We start from the raw sequence: 15,706 nt of genomic DNA on the forward strand, positions 1-15,706 counted from the left end.
AGCGAACATGTGTGGAATCGTTGGCGCCGTTGCCGAACGCAACGTTCAGGAGATCCTGCTCGAGGGCCTGCGACGGCTCGAGTACCGCGGCTACGACTCGGCGGGCATGGCGGTGCTGTCCGAGGATGCGCGCCTCAATCGCCAGCGGGCGACAGGCAAGGTCGCGGCCCTCGAGGAACGCTTGCTGACGGCGCCGTTGAGCGGTCGGGTGGGTGTCGCTCATACGCGTTGGGCGACTCACGGTCGGCCCAGCGAAGAGAATGCCCACCCGCATCAGTCCGGCGAGAGTCTGGCGGTGGTGCACAACGGCATCATCGAAAACTTCGAGTCGCTCAAGCGCGAACTCGAGGGCCAGGGTTACGTCTTCACCTCGCAGACCGACACCGAGGTCGTGGCGCATCTGCTGGGCAGGGAGTTCAACCGCACCCAGGATCTGCTCACGGCGGTGCAGACGGTGGTCGCGACCCTCGATGGTGCCTACGCGCTGGCGGTCATCCACAAGGCCCAGCCCGACGTTATCGTCGGTGCCCGCCAGGGTAGCCCGCTGGTCGTCGGGGTCGGCATCGGCGAGAGCTTTCTGGCGTCCGACCCGATGGCCCTGCTGCCGGTCACCGACCGCTTCATCTATCTTCAGGAAGGCGACGTGGTACGCATCGCGCGGGGCGAGCCGGTGGCCATCTTCGATCGCCGCGGCGAGCATCAGGAGCGCAGCGTACAGACCTACGAGCATGGCGACGGCGCGGTCACCAAGGGGGGCTATCGGCATTTCATGCTCAAGGAGATCCACGAGCAGCCGCAGGTCGTCGCCGCCGCGCTGGAAGGCCGGCTCAGCGAGCGTCATGCGTTGGTCAAGAGCTTCGGTACCGAGGCCGAGGCCTTGTTCGCCGAAACCCGCCAGATCCACATCATCGCCTGCGGCACCAGCTACCATGCCGGACTGGTGGCACGCTACTGGCTGGAAAGGTATGCCGGCATTCCCACCCAGGTCGAGGTCGCCTCGGAGTACCGCTATCGTCAGGTCGTGGTGCCCGAGGGCACGTTGTTCGTCACGCTTTCACAGTCCGGAGAAACCGCCGACACCCTGGCCGCGCTGCGTTTCGCTCGGGAACGCGGCTATCTGGCCAGCCTGGCGATCTGCAACGTGCCGGGCAGTTCGCTGGTGCGCGAGTCGGATCTGACGCTGATGACCCACGCCGGCCCCGAGATCGGCGTCGCCTCGACCAAGGCCTTTACCACCCAACTGGTCGGGCTGCTGCTGTTGACGCTATCGCTGGGACGGCTGCGTGGCATGGACGAGTCCCGCGAAGGCGAGATCGTTCAGGCCCTGCGACACTTGCCCCAGGCCGTTTCCCAGGTACTTGGCCTGGATGGTGACATCGAGGAACTGGCCATGGCTTTCGCCGAGAAGGAGCATGCGCTGTTCCTCGGCCGCGGTGCGCATTTCCCGATCGCCCTGGAAGGCGCGCTCAAGCTCAAGGAAATCTCCTACATCCACGCCGAAGCCTACCCGGCCGGCGAACTCAAGCACGGTCCGCTGGCGCTTATCGACAGTGAGATGCCGGTGATCTCCGTGGCGCCCAACGATGAGTTGCTGGAGAAGCTCAAGTCCAATCTCCAGGAGGTTCGTGCCCGCGGCGGCGAGCTGTTCGTGTTCGCCGACGAGGCGGTATACCTGGAAGAGGCCGAAGGGGTCCACGTGATGCGCCTGCCGCATATCGACGAGGCGCTGGCGCCGATTCTCTATACCGTGCCGCTGCAGTTGCTCGCTTACCATGTCGCTGTGCTCAAGGGCACCGACGTCGATCAGCCGCGTAACCTGGCCAAGTCGGTGACCGTCGAGTAATTCGTCCTGCCGGATCTTTGAATATCCAGCTGCCTTTTGATGACCTCCTGGTTTCAAGGAGCAACTGGTGAGCGAACACAACGGTCGGTGAAACCGGATATCGAAACGGGCATGGCATGCGCGAGCGCATGGGGCGTGACAAGGTACATGAAAAGGCCGAGCAGGAAGTCGAGCCAGGAGACACGCGAAGGCATCCTGGCTCGGGCGGAAGTGACTCTGACGAAGTTGCCAGGAACGGGGAGCTTGGCCCAGGTCCTGTATGCGTGTCCCGGCGGTTGGCGACGGCGCGCCAATCAGCGCGTCCTGGGCATCAGTACCCACAGCTGACCGGGCTGCTTCATGCGACCGGCATTTTCGCCGGCTTCGTCACCGTACCCCCAGAAGAAGTCGGCACGTACCGACCCCTTGATGGCGCTGCCGGTATCCTGGGCGACCATCAGGCGTTGCAGCGGTTCCTCGGAGAGCGGCTGCGTGGTGGCCAGGAACACCGGTGCGCCCAGGGGGATGCGCGACGGATCGACGGCGAGGCTGCGTTGCGAGGTCAACGGTACGCCCAGTGCCCCGACCGGTCCCTCGCCGGTGACCCGGGGATCGATGCCCCGGGACTGGAAGAACACCATGCGGGGATTGACGTCGAGCGCGCTGTCGACGCGCCGGGGGTTGCCCCGTGCCCAGTCGCGTATGCCGGCGAGGGTCGCCTCGCCGGGGGTGATCTCTCCGCGTTCGATCAGCGCCCGGGCGAAGGAGCGAAACGGCTGGTTGTTGGTACCCGCGAAGCCCACCCGCATCACGCCGCCCTCGGCCAGCTCGATACGCCCCGAGCCCTGAATCTGCAGGTAGGCGGCCTCTACCGGATCGTCGACCCAGACCAGTTCCTGGCCGCGCAGGATCCCGGACTCCATCAACTCGGCACGCGGCGGGCGAGTCTTGCCGGTGTCTTGTGCCCAGGCAGGCGGCAGCCGGTAGAGCGGCACCTGATAGCGTCCGTGGCGCTGGAGCGAGCCCTGCAGGCGCGGCTCGTAGTAGCCGGTGATCGTGCCGGTGGTCGAGCCGTCGTCGTTGATCATCAGGTGAGGCGCGAAATGCCGCTCGAAGAAGCGGGTGATGGCGCGATTGTCGAGCGGGTCGACGCGCCCGGCATCGGCACACACGCCGCTCCAGGCAGGCTTGTCGGCGAGCCGGGTGCAACTGGCGCGAAAGGCGCTCCAGGCACTGACGGCGTTGTCCTGCGGCCAGCCGGGCAGGGCCTGCCAGGGCATCGGCCGCATTTGCCCGCGGAGGTCGCCGCCGGCCGATGGAGGCGGCATGGTGGGCGAGGGCGGCCGGCTGCTACAGGCGGCCAGCAAGAGCATGAGGCACAATCCAGCAAGGCGTGAAGCGAATTTATGGGAGAGGCCGGACGGCCGCCGGTCGATGGCCAGATTGCGCACGCAGATTACCCCTGTTTCCGTTCCCTGAAAGCGGTTCGGCGCTGGGCCGACCGTCAGCGATTATAGGCCAAGGCGGACGTTACGCTATACGCCAAGGGTCGTGCCACGCATTTACCGGTTCCTGCAGGGGTCGACATCGAGGCCACGTGCGTGTTCCGGCGAGGCACGCCAGATGATAATGCCCTCTTTCGAGGCGATATCAGCGCACGAAACGGACGCTACGCGCAACCGGAAAGGCAAACAATGGCAACGAGCGACGAGCCCCGGCTTCACCTGGGGCTGCCCATGTGGGCCAACACCGACTGGCGGGGAGGACTCTACCCGCGGCATGCCAAGGCCGCGACGTTCCTCGCCGACTACGCACGCTTCTTCAGCAGCGTCGAGGGCAATACCACCTTCTACAGCGGGGTGCCACGCGAGGCCACCGTGGCCGGTTGGGCGCGTCAGGCTCCGGCGTACTTCCGATTTTGTTTCAAGCTGCCGGCACGCCTTACCCACGAGAAACGCCTGGTGGCGATCGATGAGGAGCTGGCGGCGTTTCTGGCCAGCCTGGCGCCCCTCGAGGATCGGCTCGGGCCGCTGATGATCCAGTTGCCGCGTGACTTCGGCAGCGACGAGCTGCCCCGACTGGCCGATGTGCTCGAGCGCTGGCCACGGAATATTCCCTGTGCCGTCGAGGTCAGAGCCAGTGAATTTTTCCACAAGGGGAGCGCCGAGCAGCAACTCAACCGCTTGTTGATAAGTCACGGCGTCGACCGGGTGATGCTCGACGTGAGACCGCTGTTCTCGACGCCGGCCGGCAACGACCCACGCCTGCTCAAGGCGCAGGGCGAAAAGCCACGACGCCCGCTACACGTGCTCTCCACCGGCGAGCGTCCGATCGTCCGTTTTATCGGACACCTTGACACGGCGATCAATCAGCGGTATTTCGCGGCCTGGATCGAGCGCCTCGTCCTGTGGATAAAACAGGGGAAAACTCCTTATCTCTTTGTGCATACACCGGACAATCGTCATGCCCCCGAACTCGCCCGTGCGTTGACGTCCCGGCTGCCTGCGGGGATCTTGGAAGCGCCTGGCGCCTATCCCGGCGAGCGCCAGGCAACGTTGTTCTGAAGGCCGCTTCGCAGCGGCTTGGACTGGCCATTCGTCCTGTCATCGGATAGTTTTGTCGGGCCTTTTTTCGCCTCGATGGCGATCCTTGCTGAAAAGCGCTCGTTCCGGCGTTCTTCGGTAATCCTCCGGCACGCTTCATCGCCTGACGCCTTACCGGGCAATGGCGACGCGGCGTTGCCGCGCGGCAGTGATCCTGCTGGCTTTCATGGATCCTGTCATGCCCCTGGCCAGCGTTGCGCGATCCGCGACGCGCGGGACGTGGCACAACAAGCACAAGCCGTCATCGCATCCGATCGATCGATGACGACACGTACATTCAGGGTGAGTTATGTCGAAACAACTTCACGCACACTGGTCGTCCCGGCTGACCTTCGTCCTTGCGGCGACGGGCTCGGCGGTCGGCCTGGGCAACATCTGGAAATTCCCCTACATGGTGGGGGAGAGCGGTGGCGCGGCCTTCGTGCTCGTCTACCTGGTCTGTATCGCCCTGATCGGCCTGCCGATCCTGGTGGCCGAATGGCTGCTGGGCCGGCGCGGCCAGAAGAATCCGATCAACACCATGAGCGAACTGGCCCGCCACAACGGCTTGAGCCGAGGCTGGACGCTGGTGGGCATCAGCGGTGTGCTCGGGGCCTTTCTGATCCTGTCGTTCTACAGCGTGATCGGCGGCTGGTCGCTGTCCTACACGCTGGGCGCGGTGACCGGCGAGTTCAGCGGCCTGGACGCCGATGGCGTCGGTGGGCTTTTCAACGGCATGCTGGCCAGCCCCGGGGTGCTGCTCGGCTGGCATTCGCTGTTCATGATCCTGACGATCGGCATCGTCGCCCGCGGCGTGACCAGCGGCCTGGAGGGCGCGGTGCGCACGCTGATGCCGGCCCTGGCGGTGCTGCTGGTGATCCTGATCGGCTATGGCATGACCACCGGGCATTTCGGCGAGGCGATGAATTACCTGTTCAATCCCGAGTGGAGCAAGCTCACCGGTACCACCGTGCTGGCGGCGCTGGGCCATGCCTTCTTCACGCTGTCGTTGGGCATGGGCATCATGATGGCCTACGGCTCCTATCTGGGCGAAGAGGTCAACCTGCTCAAGACCGCGCGCACGGTGGTGATCATGGATACCGTGATCGCGCTCGGTGCCGGCCTGGCGATCTTCCCCATCGTCTTCGCCAACGGGCTCGACCTGGCATCCGGACCGGGGCTGATCTTCGTCACCCTGCCGCTGGCCTTCGGCAACATGGACGGCGGCGTCATCCTGGGGCTGATGTTCTTCCTGCTGCTGACCTTTGCCGCGCTGACCTCGGCGATCTCGCTGCTCGAGCCGGTGGTCGAATTCGTCGAGGAGCGCACGCCGCTGGCACGGGTCGGCGCGACGCTGGTCGCCGGTGCCGGCGCCTGGGCGCTGGGTATCGCCGCGCTGCTGTCGTTCAACGTGTGGAGCGAGCCGCTGGTCTTCGGGCTGGATGTCTTCAACCTGCTCGACACGCTGACCAGCAAGTTCATGCTGCCGTTGACCGGGCTGGGCGCTATCCTGTTCACCGCTTGGCGGCTGGACCGCCGGAGCGTGCAGAGCGAGCTGGGGCTCAGCGGCGGCAGCGCGACGCTATGGCAGCTGGTGACGCGTTTCGTCGCCCCGCTGGGGGTGATCGTGGTGTTCGTCGGCAGTCTCTGAGACGCTCCACGCGGCACCGTTCGCAGGGCCCCGGCTCGACCGGGGCCTTGCCATCAGGTCGCTACTGCAGGGCTTCTTCGTCGTAGGCGGCGATGTCGCGCTCCAGGCGCTTTATCTCGTTGTGCATCTCGATGCCGCGCCGGGCCCTGAGATAACGAATGGCGGCGCTCTTCTTGCGCGATTCGTGATCGGCGACCTCAAGGTTCATGAAAATGTCGAGGAGTTCACGTTTCACGGCGCCAAGCTGATGGGTTGCATTAGGCATGATCGACTCTCCTTTCTTCGGTGACGTCACTGCGACACCTTTTTTACTATACCCCAGTTGACAAAAGCGTGACATTGGCGTCGATAAATGCGTTTTTAACGCTTGATTGCGCCTGCCGGGTCGGTCAGCCTGAACGGGGTGATCGTAACCCGCGCGAATTCAGTGCCTGCCCTCCCGTATTCGGGCACTATCCATGCCGCAAGGCCATCACCGAGGAGCCCGCCGTGAGCCGTGCCCTGTTCGATGAAATGAGACGTCGCATGGAGCTCTTCCGGCGCTCCGAGCAGAAGGTCGCGCGCTTCGTGCTGCGCAACCCCGATGAAGTCATCCACATGCGCATCGTCGATCTGGCCACCGAGGCCAAGGTCAGCGAGCCGACCGTGGTGCGTTTCTGCCGTGCACTGGGCTGCGACGGCTTCCAGGATTTCAAGCTAAAGCTGGCGCAGATGCTGGCCACCGGCAGCCAGTTCGCCCAGTTCTCGATGAACGACAGCGACAGCGTCGCCGAGTTTTCCCACAGCATCTTCGACTCCACCGTAGGCACCCTGCTGTCGGTACGCGACCGTCTCGACAACGAGGCGCTGGGCCGGGCGGTCAACGCCCTGGCGATGGCCAACCGGGTGGAATTCTACGGCTTCGGCGCGTCGGGGGCGGTGGCCTTCGACGCCCAGCACAAGTTCTTCCGCCTGCAGATATCGACGTCGGCCTATGCCGACCCGCACATGCAGAACATGTCGGCGGCGACCCTCAAGGAGGGCGACGTGGTGGTGGCCATCTCGCAGACCGGGCGCACCCGCGCGCTGGTCGACAGCGTGCGCCTGGCGCGCGAGACCGGCGCCACGGTGATCGGTCTTTGCCCCAGCGATACGCCGCTGGCCGAGGAGGTAGGCCTACCGCTGTACATCGACGTTCACGAGGACACCGAGATCTATACGCCGATGAGCTCGCGCATCGCTCACCTGGTATTGATCGACGTGCTCGCGGTGGGCGTGGCCAAGACCCGCGGGCCGCATCTCGCCGAACAGCTCAAGGCCGTCAAGCGCAGCCTCAACCCGCTGCGCTTTCCAGAGTCGCCGGGTGATACCTGAACGATTAGCCGTGAGTCGCGCTAACTGTCGTTGGATAAATGACCATCAGCCGGCGGGCGCAGAGAGGAAACATCGACGGAACAGGCACCTTCTCATCGAGCATGCCGCATGGCGATACGGAGCCGACCAGCGATCATCCTCTCGACAAGCGCCGACTCATCAGGTCGCCCGCCGCCCGCACCGGATTAACGACTGGCAGACGGATGTAAGGCGCAACGAGCATCGCCACGTCGGTTGTTGCCATGCCGGTACAGGCGAGTGCCACCACGTCGGCGCCTTGGCCCTCGAGAGCCTGCGCCGCGGCGATGATAGCGAGCTTGCCTTCTTCGGTGTGAATGTCATGGGTGCATTCGACACCGTCAGGCTGGAGATAGCGCATCAATCGGCCCTTTAACCGAGCGCGAAACACTGGCGGAGCATCGGCTTCGATACCGATGGCGCCAATGTGCGAACCCATCATCAGCGCTTTCTCGCAGCACGCTTCGCCGGCGCCGATGACCGGGATCGGCAGTGTTGCCTTGAGCTTCTTCAAGCCGGGATCGGCGGCGCAACTGACGATCAGCCCATCGAGATCACAGACCCATTCGCTGGCCAGCGCCTCGATCTGCGGCAACGCGTGGATCAGGCTCTCGGCATCGTGGATGCCCCGCGGCTGGTCGGGCAGGCAACGGGTCTCCAGCGCTAACTCGGGATGATCGGCCTGGACCAGACGCTGATGATGCTCGAGAAATTCGCGGTCACTGGAGGTCACGACGCGCAAAATGCCGACCCGTTTCATGGCTGAATGCCCGGAGTGAGCAGAGTGTCAAGGCGACTTCCGGCGGCCAACGCTGCCTGGCCATCGGCGCTGAAGGCCACGCCATCTAGCCCGCCGACGAGGGTCAATGAATCGCCTTCCCGCCGTAGCGCTGTGCCCTCGCGCAATGCCACGACCAGTGCCCCTGGATTGAGCGCCAGATACTCGGCCAGGCGCTCCTCGCGGCTCTCGCCATTATGGCCAGGCGGCTTGCCGGCCATGAAGTGCGGATTGAGCTGGAACGGTACCAGGCCGAGCGTAACGAAGCTCGGTGGTTCGACGATCGGCATGTCGTTGGTAGTACAGAGCGTCGGTCCGGCGATATTCGAGCCGGCGCTCCAGCCGATGTAGGGTATGCCGTCAGAAACACGTTGGCGAATCGCCTCCAGTAGATCTGTCTCATGGAGACGCTTGACCAAGGCGAAGGTATTACCGCCGCCAACGACAATGGCTTCGGCCTCGTGAACGGCGGCTTGGGGATCGGCCGCCTGATGGACACTATCGACACCGAGACCAATGGCCGTGAATGCCGGGCGCACCTGTTCGAGATAGGCATCGAAGGTCTTGACGACACCGGCAAAAGGAATGAACAGCACGCGTTTGGGCGGTGCTGGCCTGGCGCCGATAAAATCGGCGATCAGCGGCTGGGCGTGTTCGAGATAGCCGGTCGAACCGGCGCGGGAGCTGCTGAGCAGTAGAAGGCGAGACATGAAACGACTCCCAAACGCCGAGGACACCATCTGGTGTCCTCGAATCGGATTTATTTCGAGCCCAGCTTCAGGGTCGAGGAGAAGAAACTGTAGAGGGCCGAGCCAGTAATGAAGCCGGCACCGAGCACGTATAGCTTGTGGCCTCCAGTATCGCCGAAGCGCTTGAGCACGATCCAGCGCACCAGCAGGGCGAGATAGATCACGATACCGGCGATGGGTGAAGTGATCAGCAGGCCGGTGGCCAGTAGCACGCCGATCTGACGCGAAACGCCACCGAGAGCCTGAATGATGGCACCGACGCTACCCCAGATCAGCAGTTGCTTGGCGACTTCCAGGCTGGCGCCAGCGTCGATGGTAGCGACATAGACGCGCGCCACCGGTGGTACCAGATCGGCGGCAAAGTAGGCATGGAAGGCGAACGCGACGATCACGATCGCCACGCCGAAGCTGAATAGCTCGGCGAAATACTGTTGACGTCGGCCATCCATCTCGTATCCCGGGTCGCTGCCTTCGCCACGGATGGTCCAGCCGGCCTTGAGGTCATAGGCCATGTCGGCGAACGCCGGCCCGGTCGCCACGGTGAAGGCGACCAGAATGCCCAGCGCCGTTGTCGGAAAGCCGATCAGCATGCCGATGACCAGGAAGATCAGTGCAGTGGCGAAGGACGGGAACCAGCCCGAGTGCATGGCGGCGATACCGACGATGAGTTCGGAGGCCATGGCCGCCAGTGCAGCGAATACCAGCCAACCGATCAACATGCCGAACGACATGCCAGTATAGATACCGGTGCCGAGCGCCAGGATCAGGGCGATGATCAGATAGGCACCGAAGCCGCTCAGCATGGCGGTACGCATCTGCAGTGCCGAACGGGTCGGACGCTGGGTCGACTCGCCCTTGGCTTTACTCTGGCGGCGATCGTGACGCATCAGCAGCAGAATCTGGACCAGTGCGATCAGGCCGGCACCGATCATGATGCCGTGAGGAATGTAGGCAGTACTGATATCGAAACCGAACAACTGCTCGGAGTAGCCGCGCAGAATCAAGCCCAAGCCGAGGGCGCACATGGCGAAGATGTTAGCTATCCAGGCGATGCCGAACATTTCCGCCGGGATGCCGAACGCCTTGCCGACCACGCCGCCGACCATGCCGACCAATAGCAGCAGCGCGTTACGCCCCTTGTCGGCGGCGGCCTTGAGCGCTTCCGCCGTGGCCAAGCCTGGCGGCCAGGCGGCGCGGGCCGAGAAGATCTTGCTATCGAAGGAAAAGTAGAGAATCGAGGCGTCGGTGATCACTGCCAATGCGGCGCCGATCAGCATTGGAATCAACATGTCCGATTCGCCCATCAAGAATGGGATCGCGAGCGGCAACAGCAGGCCATTGGCGGCGGAGAAGGTCGCCCCGGAGATCGTCGTCTGGACCAGCGTCTGGCTCTCCAGCGAACGATAGCGACGAAATAGCCGCAGCGGGATGTAGGAAAGCAGAATCGCGATCAACGCACCGATGATCGAAGTGTTAGGCGTGATACCGACCCGGGTGATCAACTCCATACCGATAATCGCCCCCAGCACGCAGACGATGACATTGACCACCATCTGACCGGGGGCGAAGAATCGAGGATGACGGCGAGACGCACTGGTGTCGGCGGAGGCGGGTGGAGAAGTATCGTTCATATCGTTGTAGCCCATGTTGTTGTGTTTGTTGCGGTATCAGTGACCCAGCAGTAGATTAGCCGCGCTAAAGACCAGTTGCCGTGGCGTGACCGTGCGCTGACCGGAGAGCCTGGCGATACGCTGCCGCTGGGACAGCGTGTAGCCCATGCAGTCGAGATAGAGCAGATCGCATTCGAGGCTCGCCGCTTGGCGTGCCGCGTGCTCCAGTTCGGCGGTATCGCCATAGGGAGAAGCGCTGAGTGTTTCGACGTGAAATCCTGCCGCTTGCCAGCGCATTCGCGCGTGAGCCTTCTGGCGACTTTCAGGGCTCATGACCAGCAGCCGTCCCGCAGGGAAGAGCGCTTGGATGCCATGCCGAACCAGGCGCCTCGGCGACAGCACCGGTACGCCCAGGTCGTTGTAATCGGGGAGATCACCGGTGCACAGCACGACGATGGCATCGACGCCATCGTCGTCCGCCATGGTGCGGATGGCCGTGTCCAGCAGCGGTTCCAGATCCGGCTCGGCGATGGTGACCTGACGGCCGTCGCGCATTCGCGAGACCAGCACCTGCGGCTGGTCGCCTACCGGATAGCGCCGTTCGATCTCCTCCAGCGTCAGCGAGTCGAGCGCGCCACGCTCGACGACCTCGATGTTCTCGTCGAGCAGCGTGGCGAGATCGTCATGCAGGTCGCTGCGTGGCGCCTGGCCGATGGTGACGATGCCGAGTCGTGAAGAGGCGGTCGGCGACTCGCTCATCCCCGTGCCCCGCCATGCTGGAAGTGAGTCTGTTCGCCATAGAGTTCGGTCAGACGTGCGAACTCTTCGGCATCGAAGAATTGGCAGATGCCGGCGGTGAAGTCCTTGGCGACCTCGACGGCGAAGCGCGCCGCCTGTTCGATATCCACTTCATGGCTGGCGCCGGTGGCGCAACCCGCCACGGCGGTCTCGGTGGCCAGTGCCACGCCGACCACCGGCGCCGAGGTGGCCACGGCCGGCTGCAGAATGCTGTTGAGATGGTGGAGACCGTTACCGTAAGGCGTGATGTCCTGTTGGGTCAGCGCGAACACTTCCGGCAGTCGGCCGGTGACGCGGGACATCACGTCCATCAGATCTTCGCTGATGCGCAGGATATACCCCTGCTTGACGGTGGGGGACATCGCCACGCCGCGCACGTTGATGATGCGGTTGCCCTTGGTGGTATCGATGGAGACGACAGCATCCATGGCGGCATCGATCTCGTGCTCCCAGGTGTCCTCGAAGCTGATCGGTGAATCCATGAATGGCACCGGATGATGCTCGCGGGTCGGTGCATCGGGGCAGATGTGCGTGGTCACGATCACGTCGCCCGGCAGCCGATCGCCGTTCGCGGCCATGCCGATCAGCTTGGCCGCTGCCGCCGTGGCGGCCAGGGCGCCGTCGCCATCGGAGACGTAGCCAGCGATCTCTGGCCGCGCGCCAATGCCGCCAAGGCGGCCAATTACGCCCAGCGTCGGTGCGTTGCCACCTGCCTGCTTGCCTTCGCGACCGGCGATCAGCACATGCAGGAAATCGCTTGCACCTTTTTCGGATCTGACGCGGGTGACCTGAACCGTTTCGGGCGTTGCGCCGCAACTGATCAAATACTCCTTGACGCGAGCTCCCGAGGCGCTGGGGCTGTCGAGAATTTCATGAAGATCGATGACTTGCTTCAGCATACGTAGTGCCTTGAAGGTGAGCGTGGAATAAAAGGCAGAATACGTGGCGGGATTAATCGGATAAATTCGAATGAAAAATGAATTAATTGGAAATCCCGATGAATAACGTTACAGCCCGTCAACTCGAAGCGTTGATCGCGGTCGCCGATCTCGGCAGTTTCACCGAAGCTGCTGAAAGACTTCATCTTTCTCAGCCGTCGCTCAGTCATCTCGTGCGCCAGTTAGAGGACGTCCTGGGTGTCAGATTGTTCGAGCGAACGACGCGTCGCGTAAGGCTATCTGCCGCCGGGCAGGATTTCTTGCCGGTGGCCGAACGTGTACTGGCACGCCTGGAGCGCGGAATGCAGGACATGCGGGCGCTTGCGAGTGGTCAGCGCGGGCGACTCAGCTTTGCCGCATTGCTGACGGTCGGCGGCAGCTTGATCCCGGCAGCGATGGCGGTATTTCAGTCCCGCTTTCCGGATATCGGGTTGGAGTATCTGGAGGAAAGTGACGAACCGATCTATCAGCAGGTGATCGCGGGCGATGTCGATTTCGGCGTGAGCGTGGCGCCGACCCATGTCGACGAGGTGGAGTTCCATCCCATCTACAAGGACTATCTCTACTTCGTCTGCTCGCCACGCCATCCCTTGGCCGATGCGGCCGAGGTCAGTTGGCAGCAGATCGTGGAATGGCCATTCATTGCCATGAAAACCCGTACTAGCATGCGCCGGTTGACCGAGAAGGGGTTCGCCATCGCCGGCAAGCCGATGGAGCCGGTGCAGGTTGCCGCCTACCAGTCGACCATTCTTGGTATGGTTGCCAATGACATCGGCGTCAGTGCCTTGCCGTCATCCCTGAAGATGATGTTCCGACGTGACGATGTTTGCCTCATCCCCATTCGTGAACGACTCTATCGCGACATCGGTGTTCTTACCTCGCGCCGGCGCGAACTATCGCCCGCAGCGGAGCGTTTCATCGAAGTGCTTCGGGAAGTGGTCGAGGCCAATCGTTCCCTGCTGCCGAGCCCCGAATGAGCGTGATGATTGGCTTTCGAATCATTGGCCAGAGCGTCCTGCTTCATGCCGGCCTGCGAGGGAGTGCACCGTCACGACCGGAAGCATCATGAGCGACACCCTGTAAGGGCGTCGCGTCATTGTCGGTATGCTAAGCTGGGCGTCCATTTCGACACCTTCGATTACTCCCCATGGATGACGTTTCGCCGGGCGACGTTTCGCCGCTTCTCGACGCTCTCAATCCGGCCCAGCGCGAGGCCGTCAGTGCACCGATGGGCAACATGCTGGTGCTGGCCGGCGCCGGCTCGGGCAAGACCCGGGTGCTGGTTCACCGCATCGCCTGGCTGATGCAGGTCGAGCAGCTCTCGCCCTATGCGATTCTTGCCGTGACCTTCACCAACAAGGCGGCGCGCGAGATGCGCACCCGGCTCGAGGCGCTGCTGGGCCTGTCGCTGCGCAACATCTGGGTCGGCACCTTCCACTCCATCGCCCATCGTCTGTTGCGCACCCACTGGCAGGACGCGCGGCTGCCCCAGCACTTCCAGATCATCGACAGCGACGATCAGTTGCGGCTGATCAAGCGCCTGCTCAAGGATCACAACGTCGACGACGAACGCTATCCGCCGCGCCAGGTGCAGCACTTCATCTCGGGCTGCAAGGAGGAGGGGCTGCGCGCGCACCAGGTTCAGACCCACGGCGACGTCTACATGGGCCAGATGGTCGAGCTCTACGAACGCTATCAGTTGACCTGCGAGCGCGGCGGACTGGTCGACTTCGGCGAGCTGCTGCTCAGGAGCCTGGAACTGCTGCGCGACAACCCGCGGCTGCTGGCCCACTACCGCGAGCGCTTCGCCCACCTGCTGGTCGACGAGTTCCAGGACACCAACACCCTGCAGTACGCCTGGCTCAAGCTGCTGGCCGGCGACAGCGCCGGGCTCACCGTGGTCGGTGACGACGACCAGTCGATCTACGGTTGGCGCGGCGCGCGGGTCGAGAACATCCGCCGCTTCGAGCAGGAGTTTGCCAACACCCGCACCGTGCGGTTGGAGCAGAACTACCGCTCGACCAGCGCGATCCTCGATGCCGCCAACGCGCTGATCAGCCACAACGCCGGGCGCATGGGCAAGGAGCTGTGGACCGCCGGCGCCAAGGGCGAACCGATCTCGGTGTATGCCGGTTTCAACGATCTGGACGAGGCGCGCTTCATCGTCGATACCATCAAGGCCAAGGTCGACGAAGGCTTCAATCGCCGCGAAGTGGCGATCCTGTATCGCTCCAACGCCCAGTCGCGGGTGCTCGAGGAGACGCTGATCCGCCAGGGCATGCCGTATCGCATCTACGGCGGCCAGCGGTTCTACGAGCGTCTTGAGATCAAGAACGCGCTGGCCTACCTGCGGCTGTTGCTCAACCGCGAGGACGATGCCTCGCTGGAGCGGGTGATCAACGTGCCGGCGCGCGGCATCGGTACCCGTACGGTGGAAATCCTTCGCGAGCGAGCCCGCGATCACGGCGTCTCGCTGTGGCAGGCGCTGCATGACAGCGTCAGCGACGGCACCTGCAGGGGCCGCGCCGGCAATGCGCTATCGAACTTCTCCAACCTGATCGAGCGTCTCGACAACGAGACCGCCGGCATGGCGCTCCACGAGATCATCACCCACGTCAACGCGATCACCGGCCTGGTCGAGCATCACCGCAGCGAGAAGGGCGAGAAGGGACAGGCCCGGGTCGAGAACCTCGAGGAACTGGTCAACGCCGCGCGGGCCTTCACCCAGGGCGACGCCATGAACCTCGAGGAGGTCGGCGAGGGCAGCGCGGCGCTCGTGCCGTTTCTTGCCGAGGCGGCGCTCAACGCCGGCGATCACGAGGCCGACGAGTTCGAGGACTGCGTGCAGTTGATGACGCTGCACTCGGCCAAGGGCCTGGAGTTTCCGATCGTGTTCGTCGCCGGCGTCGAGGAGGGGCTGTTCCCCCACAAGATGTCGATGGAGGAGCCGGGCCGTCTCGAGGAGGAGCGCCGGCTGTGCTACGTCGGCGTGACTCGCGCCATGCACAAGCTCTACCTGACGCATGCCGAGATGCGCCGGCTGCACGGCAAGGAGACCTTCCAGCGGCCCTCGCGGTTCATCCGCGAGCTGCCCGAGGAACTGCTCGAGGAGGTGCGCCTGCGCGGCCAGATCTCGCGTCCGGTCACCGCGACGCGCGCGGGGCGCAGCCTGTCGCAGCAGACCACGGTCTCGGCCGGCGACGACCTGCCCGCGCTGTCGCTGGGGCAACGGGTCAGCCACCCGCTGTTCGGCGAGGGGGTGATTCTCAATGCCGAAGGCGAAGGGGAGCGCGCCCGGGTCCACGTCAGCTTCGAGGGCGAGGGCGACAAGTGGCTGGTGCTGGGTTTCGCCAAGCTGACGCCGCTGTGACTTCCCGATGAGGCGCAGCCCCTTCGCTTGCTCATGA

Annotated in this window: 13 protein-coding genes; 6 read left to right on the forward strand and 7 right to left on the reverse strand. The window is 63.9% G+C overall.

Annotated elements, in window-relative coordinates; all coding sequences use genetic code 11:
- Nucleotides 1–7: 7 nt before the first annotated feature.
- Entirely contained in the window at nt 8–1,843 is a 1,836-nt protein-coding gene (glmS, locus tag HR9077_RS03270; protein WP_136065079.1) for a glutamine--fructose-6-phosphate transaminase (isomerizing), read from the forward strand.
- A 293-nt stretch (nt 1,844–2,136) separates the two neighbouring features.
- On the opposite strand, the gene mltA is transcribed toward glmS, so the two are convergent.
- Nucleotides 2,137–3,102 (reverse strand): murein transglycosylase A, encoded by a 966-nt coding sequence (gene mltA, locus HR9077_RS03275; RefSeq protein WP_244613006.1) that lies wholly within the window; start codon nt 3,100–3,102, stop codon nt 2,137–2,139.
- 414 nt (nt 3,103–3,516) lie between these two features.
- On the opposite strand from mltA, the gene HR9077_RS03280 reads away from it, so the two are divergent.
- Nucleotides 3,517–4,386 carry a DUF72 domain-containing protein gene (locus HR9077_RS03280; protein WP_136065083.1) on the forward strand — a complete coding sequence of 290 codons (870 nt, stop codon included), beginning with the start codon at nt 3,517–3,519 and terminating at the stop codon, nt 4,384–4,386.
- Nucleotides 4,387–4,714: 328 nt separating this feature from the next.
- The gene (locus HR9077_RS03285; RefSeq protein ID WP_136065085.1) at nt 4,715–6,055 is read left to right on the forward strand and encodes a sodium-dependent transporter; all 1,341 of its coding nucleotides are present in this window, start codon (nt 4,715–4,717) and stop codon (nt 6,053–6,055) included.
- Nucleotides 6,056–6,116: 61 nt separating this feature from the next.
- Here HR9077_RS03285 and HR9077_RS03290 read toward each other — a convergent pair whose 3' ends face one another.
- Complete coding sequence (locus HR9077_RS03290) at nt 6,117–6,320, reverse strand: PA3496 family putative envelope integrity protein (protein WP_136065087.1); 204 nt, start codon at nt 6,318–6,320, stop codon at nt 6,117–6,119.
- A gap of 224 nt (nt 6,321–6,544) precedes the next feature.
- On the opposite strand from HR9077_RS03290, the gene hexR reads away from it, so the two are divergent.
- A complete protein-coding gene (gene hexR, locus HR9077_RS03295; protein WP_136065089.1) occupies nt 6,545–7,408 on the forward strand; it encodes a transcriptional regulator HexR in 864 nt (287 codons plus the stop codon).
- Between the two features lie 133 nt (nt 7,409–7,541).
- Here hexR and HR9077_RS03300 read toward each other — a convergent pair whose 3' ends face one another.
- The 5 genes from HR9077_RS03300 to HR9077_RS03320 are packed head-to-tail and all read right to left on the reverse strand — an operon-like array spanning nt 7,542 to nt 12,260.
- A complete protein-coding gene (locus HR9077_RS03300; protein ID WP_210725843.1) occupies nt 7,542–8,159 on the reverse strand; it encodes an aspartate/glutamate racemase family protein in 618 nt (205 codons plus the stop codon).
- A gap of 23 nt (nt 8,160–8,182) precedes the next feature.
- Nucleotides 8,183–8,914 (reverse strand): dipeptidase PepE, encoded by a 732-nt coding sequence (pepE, locus tag HR9077_RS03305; protein WP_136065093.1) that lies wholly within the window; start codon nt 8,912–8,914, stop codon nt 8,183–8,185.
- Nucleotides 8,915–8,964: 50 nt separating this feature from the next.
- Nucleotides 8,965–10,584: an OPT/YSL family transporter gene (locus tag HR9077_RS03310; protein WP_136065095.1), complete on the reverse strand. Its 1,620-nt coding sequence runs from the start codon at nt 10,582–10,584 to the stop codon at nt 8,965–8,967.
- A 36-nt stretch (nt 10,585–10,620) separates the two neighbouring features.
- A complete protein-coding gene (locus tag HR9077_RS03315) occupies nt 10,621–11,322 on the reverse strand; it encodes an AroM family protein (RefSeq protein ID WP_136065097.1) in 702 nt (233 codons plus the stop codon).
- The gene (locus tag HR9077_RS03320) at nt 11,319–12,260 is read right to left on the reverse strand and encodes a DUF1177 domain-containing protein (protein WP_136065099.1); all 942 of its coding nucleotides are present in this window, start codon (nt 12,258–12,260) and stop codon (nt 11,319–11,321) included. The genes HR9077_RS03315 and HR9077_RS03320 overlap by 4 nt, the downstream gene beginning before the upstream one ends.
- A 98-nt stretch (nt 12,261–12,358) precedes the next feature.
- Between HR9077_RS03320 and HR9077_RS03325 the strand changes: the two genes are divergently transcribed.
- Entirely contained in the window at nt 12,359–13,276 is a 918-nt protein-coding gene (locus HR9077_RS03325) for a LysR family transcriptional regulator (RefSeq protein WP_136065101.1), read from the forward strand.
- 170 nt (nt 13,277–13,446) lie between these two features.
- Complete coding sequence (uvrD, locus tag HR9077_RS03330) at nt 13,447–15,669, forward strand: DNA helicase II (RefSeq protein WP_136065103.1); 2,223 nt, start codon at nt 13,447–13,449, stop codon at nt 15,667–15,669.
- Nucleotides 15,670–15,706 lie beyond the last annotated feature (37 nt).

Source organism: Modicisalibacter radicis, from assembly GCF_900961225.1.
Lineage (GTDB): Bacteria > Pseudomonadota > Gammaproteobacteria > Pseudomonadales > Halomonadaceae > Modicisalibacter.

Coding starts and splice junctions, on each gene's coding strand:
- glmS (WP_136065079.1), top strand. CDS start 8: ATGTGTGGAATCGTTGGCGCCGTTGCCGAACGCAACGTTCAGGAGATC.
- mltA (WP_244613006.1), bottom strand. CDS start 3,102: ATGCCCTGGCAGGCCCTGCCCGGCTGGCCGCAGGACAACGCCGTCAGT.
- HR9077_RS03280 (WP_136065083.1), top strand. CDS start 3,517: ATGGCAACGAGCGACGAGCCCCGGCTTCACCTGGGGCTGCCCATGTGG.
- HR9077_RS03285 (WP_136065085.1), top strand. CDS start 4,715: ATGTCGAAACAACTTCACGCACACTGGTCGTCCCGGCTGACCTTCGTC.
- HR9077_RS03290 (WP_136065087.1), bottom strand. CDS start 6,320: ATGCCTAATGCAACCCATCAGCTTGGCGCCGTGAAACGTGAACTCCTC.
- pepE (WP_136065093.1), bottom strand. CDS start 8,914: ATGTCTCGCCTTCTACTGCTCAGCAGCTCCCGCGCCGGTTCGACCGGC.
- HR9077_RS03310 (WP_136065095.1), bottom strand. CDS start 10,584: ATGAACGATACTTCTCCACCCGCCTCCGCCGACACCAGTGCGTCTCGC.
- HR9077_RS03315 (WP_136065097.1), bottom strand. CDS start 11,322: ATGAGCGAGTCGCCGACCGCCTCTTCACGACTCGGCATCGTCACCATC.
- HR9077_RS03320 (WP_136065099.1), bottom strand. CDS start 12,260: ATGCTGAAGCAAGTCATCGATCTTCATGAAATTCTCGACAGCCCCAGC.
- HR9077_RS03325 (WP_136065101.1), top strand. CDS start 12,359: ATGAATAACGTTACAGCCCGTCAACTCGAAGCGTTGATCGCGGTCGCC.
- uvrD (WP_136065103.1), top strand. CDS start 13,447: ATGGATGACGTTTCGCCGGGCGACGTTTCGCCGCTTCTCGACGCTCTC.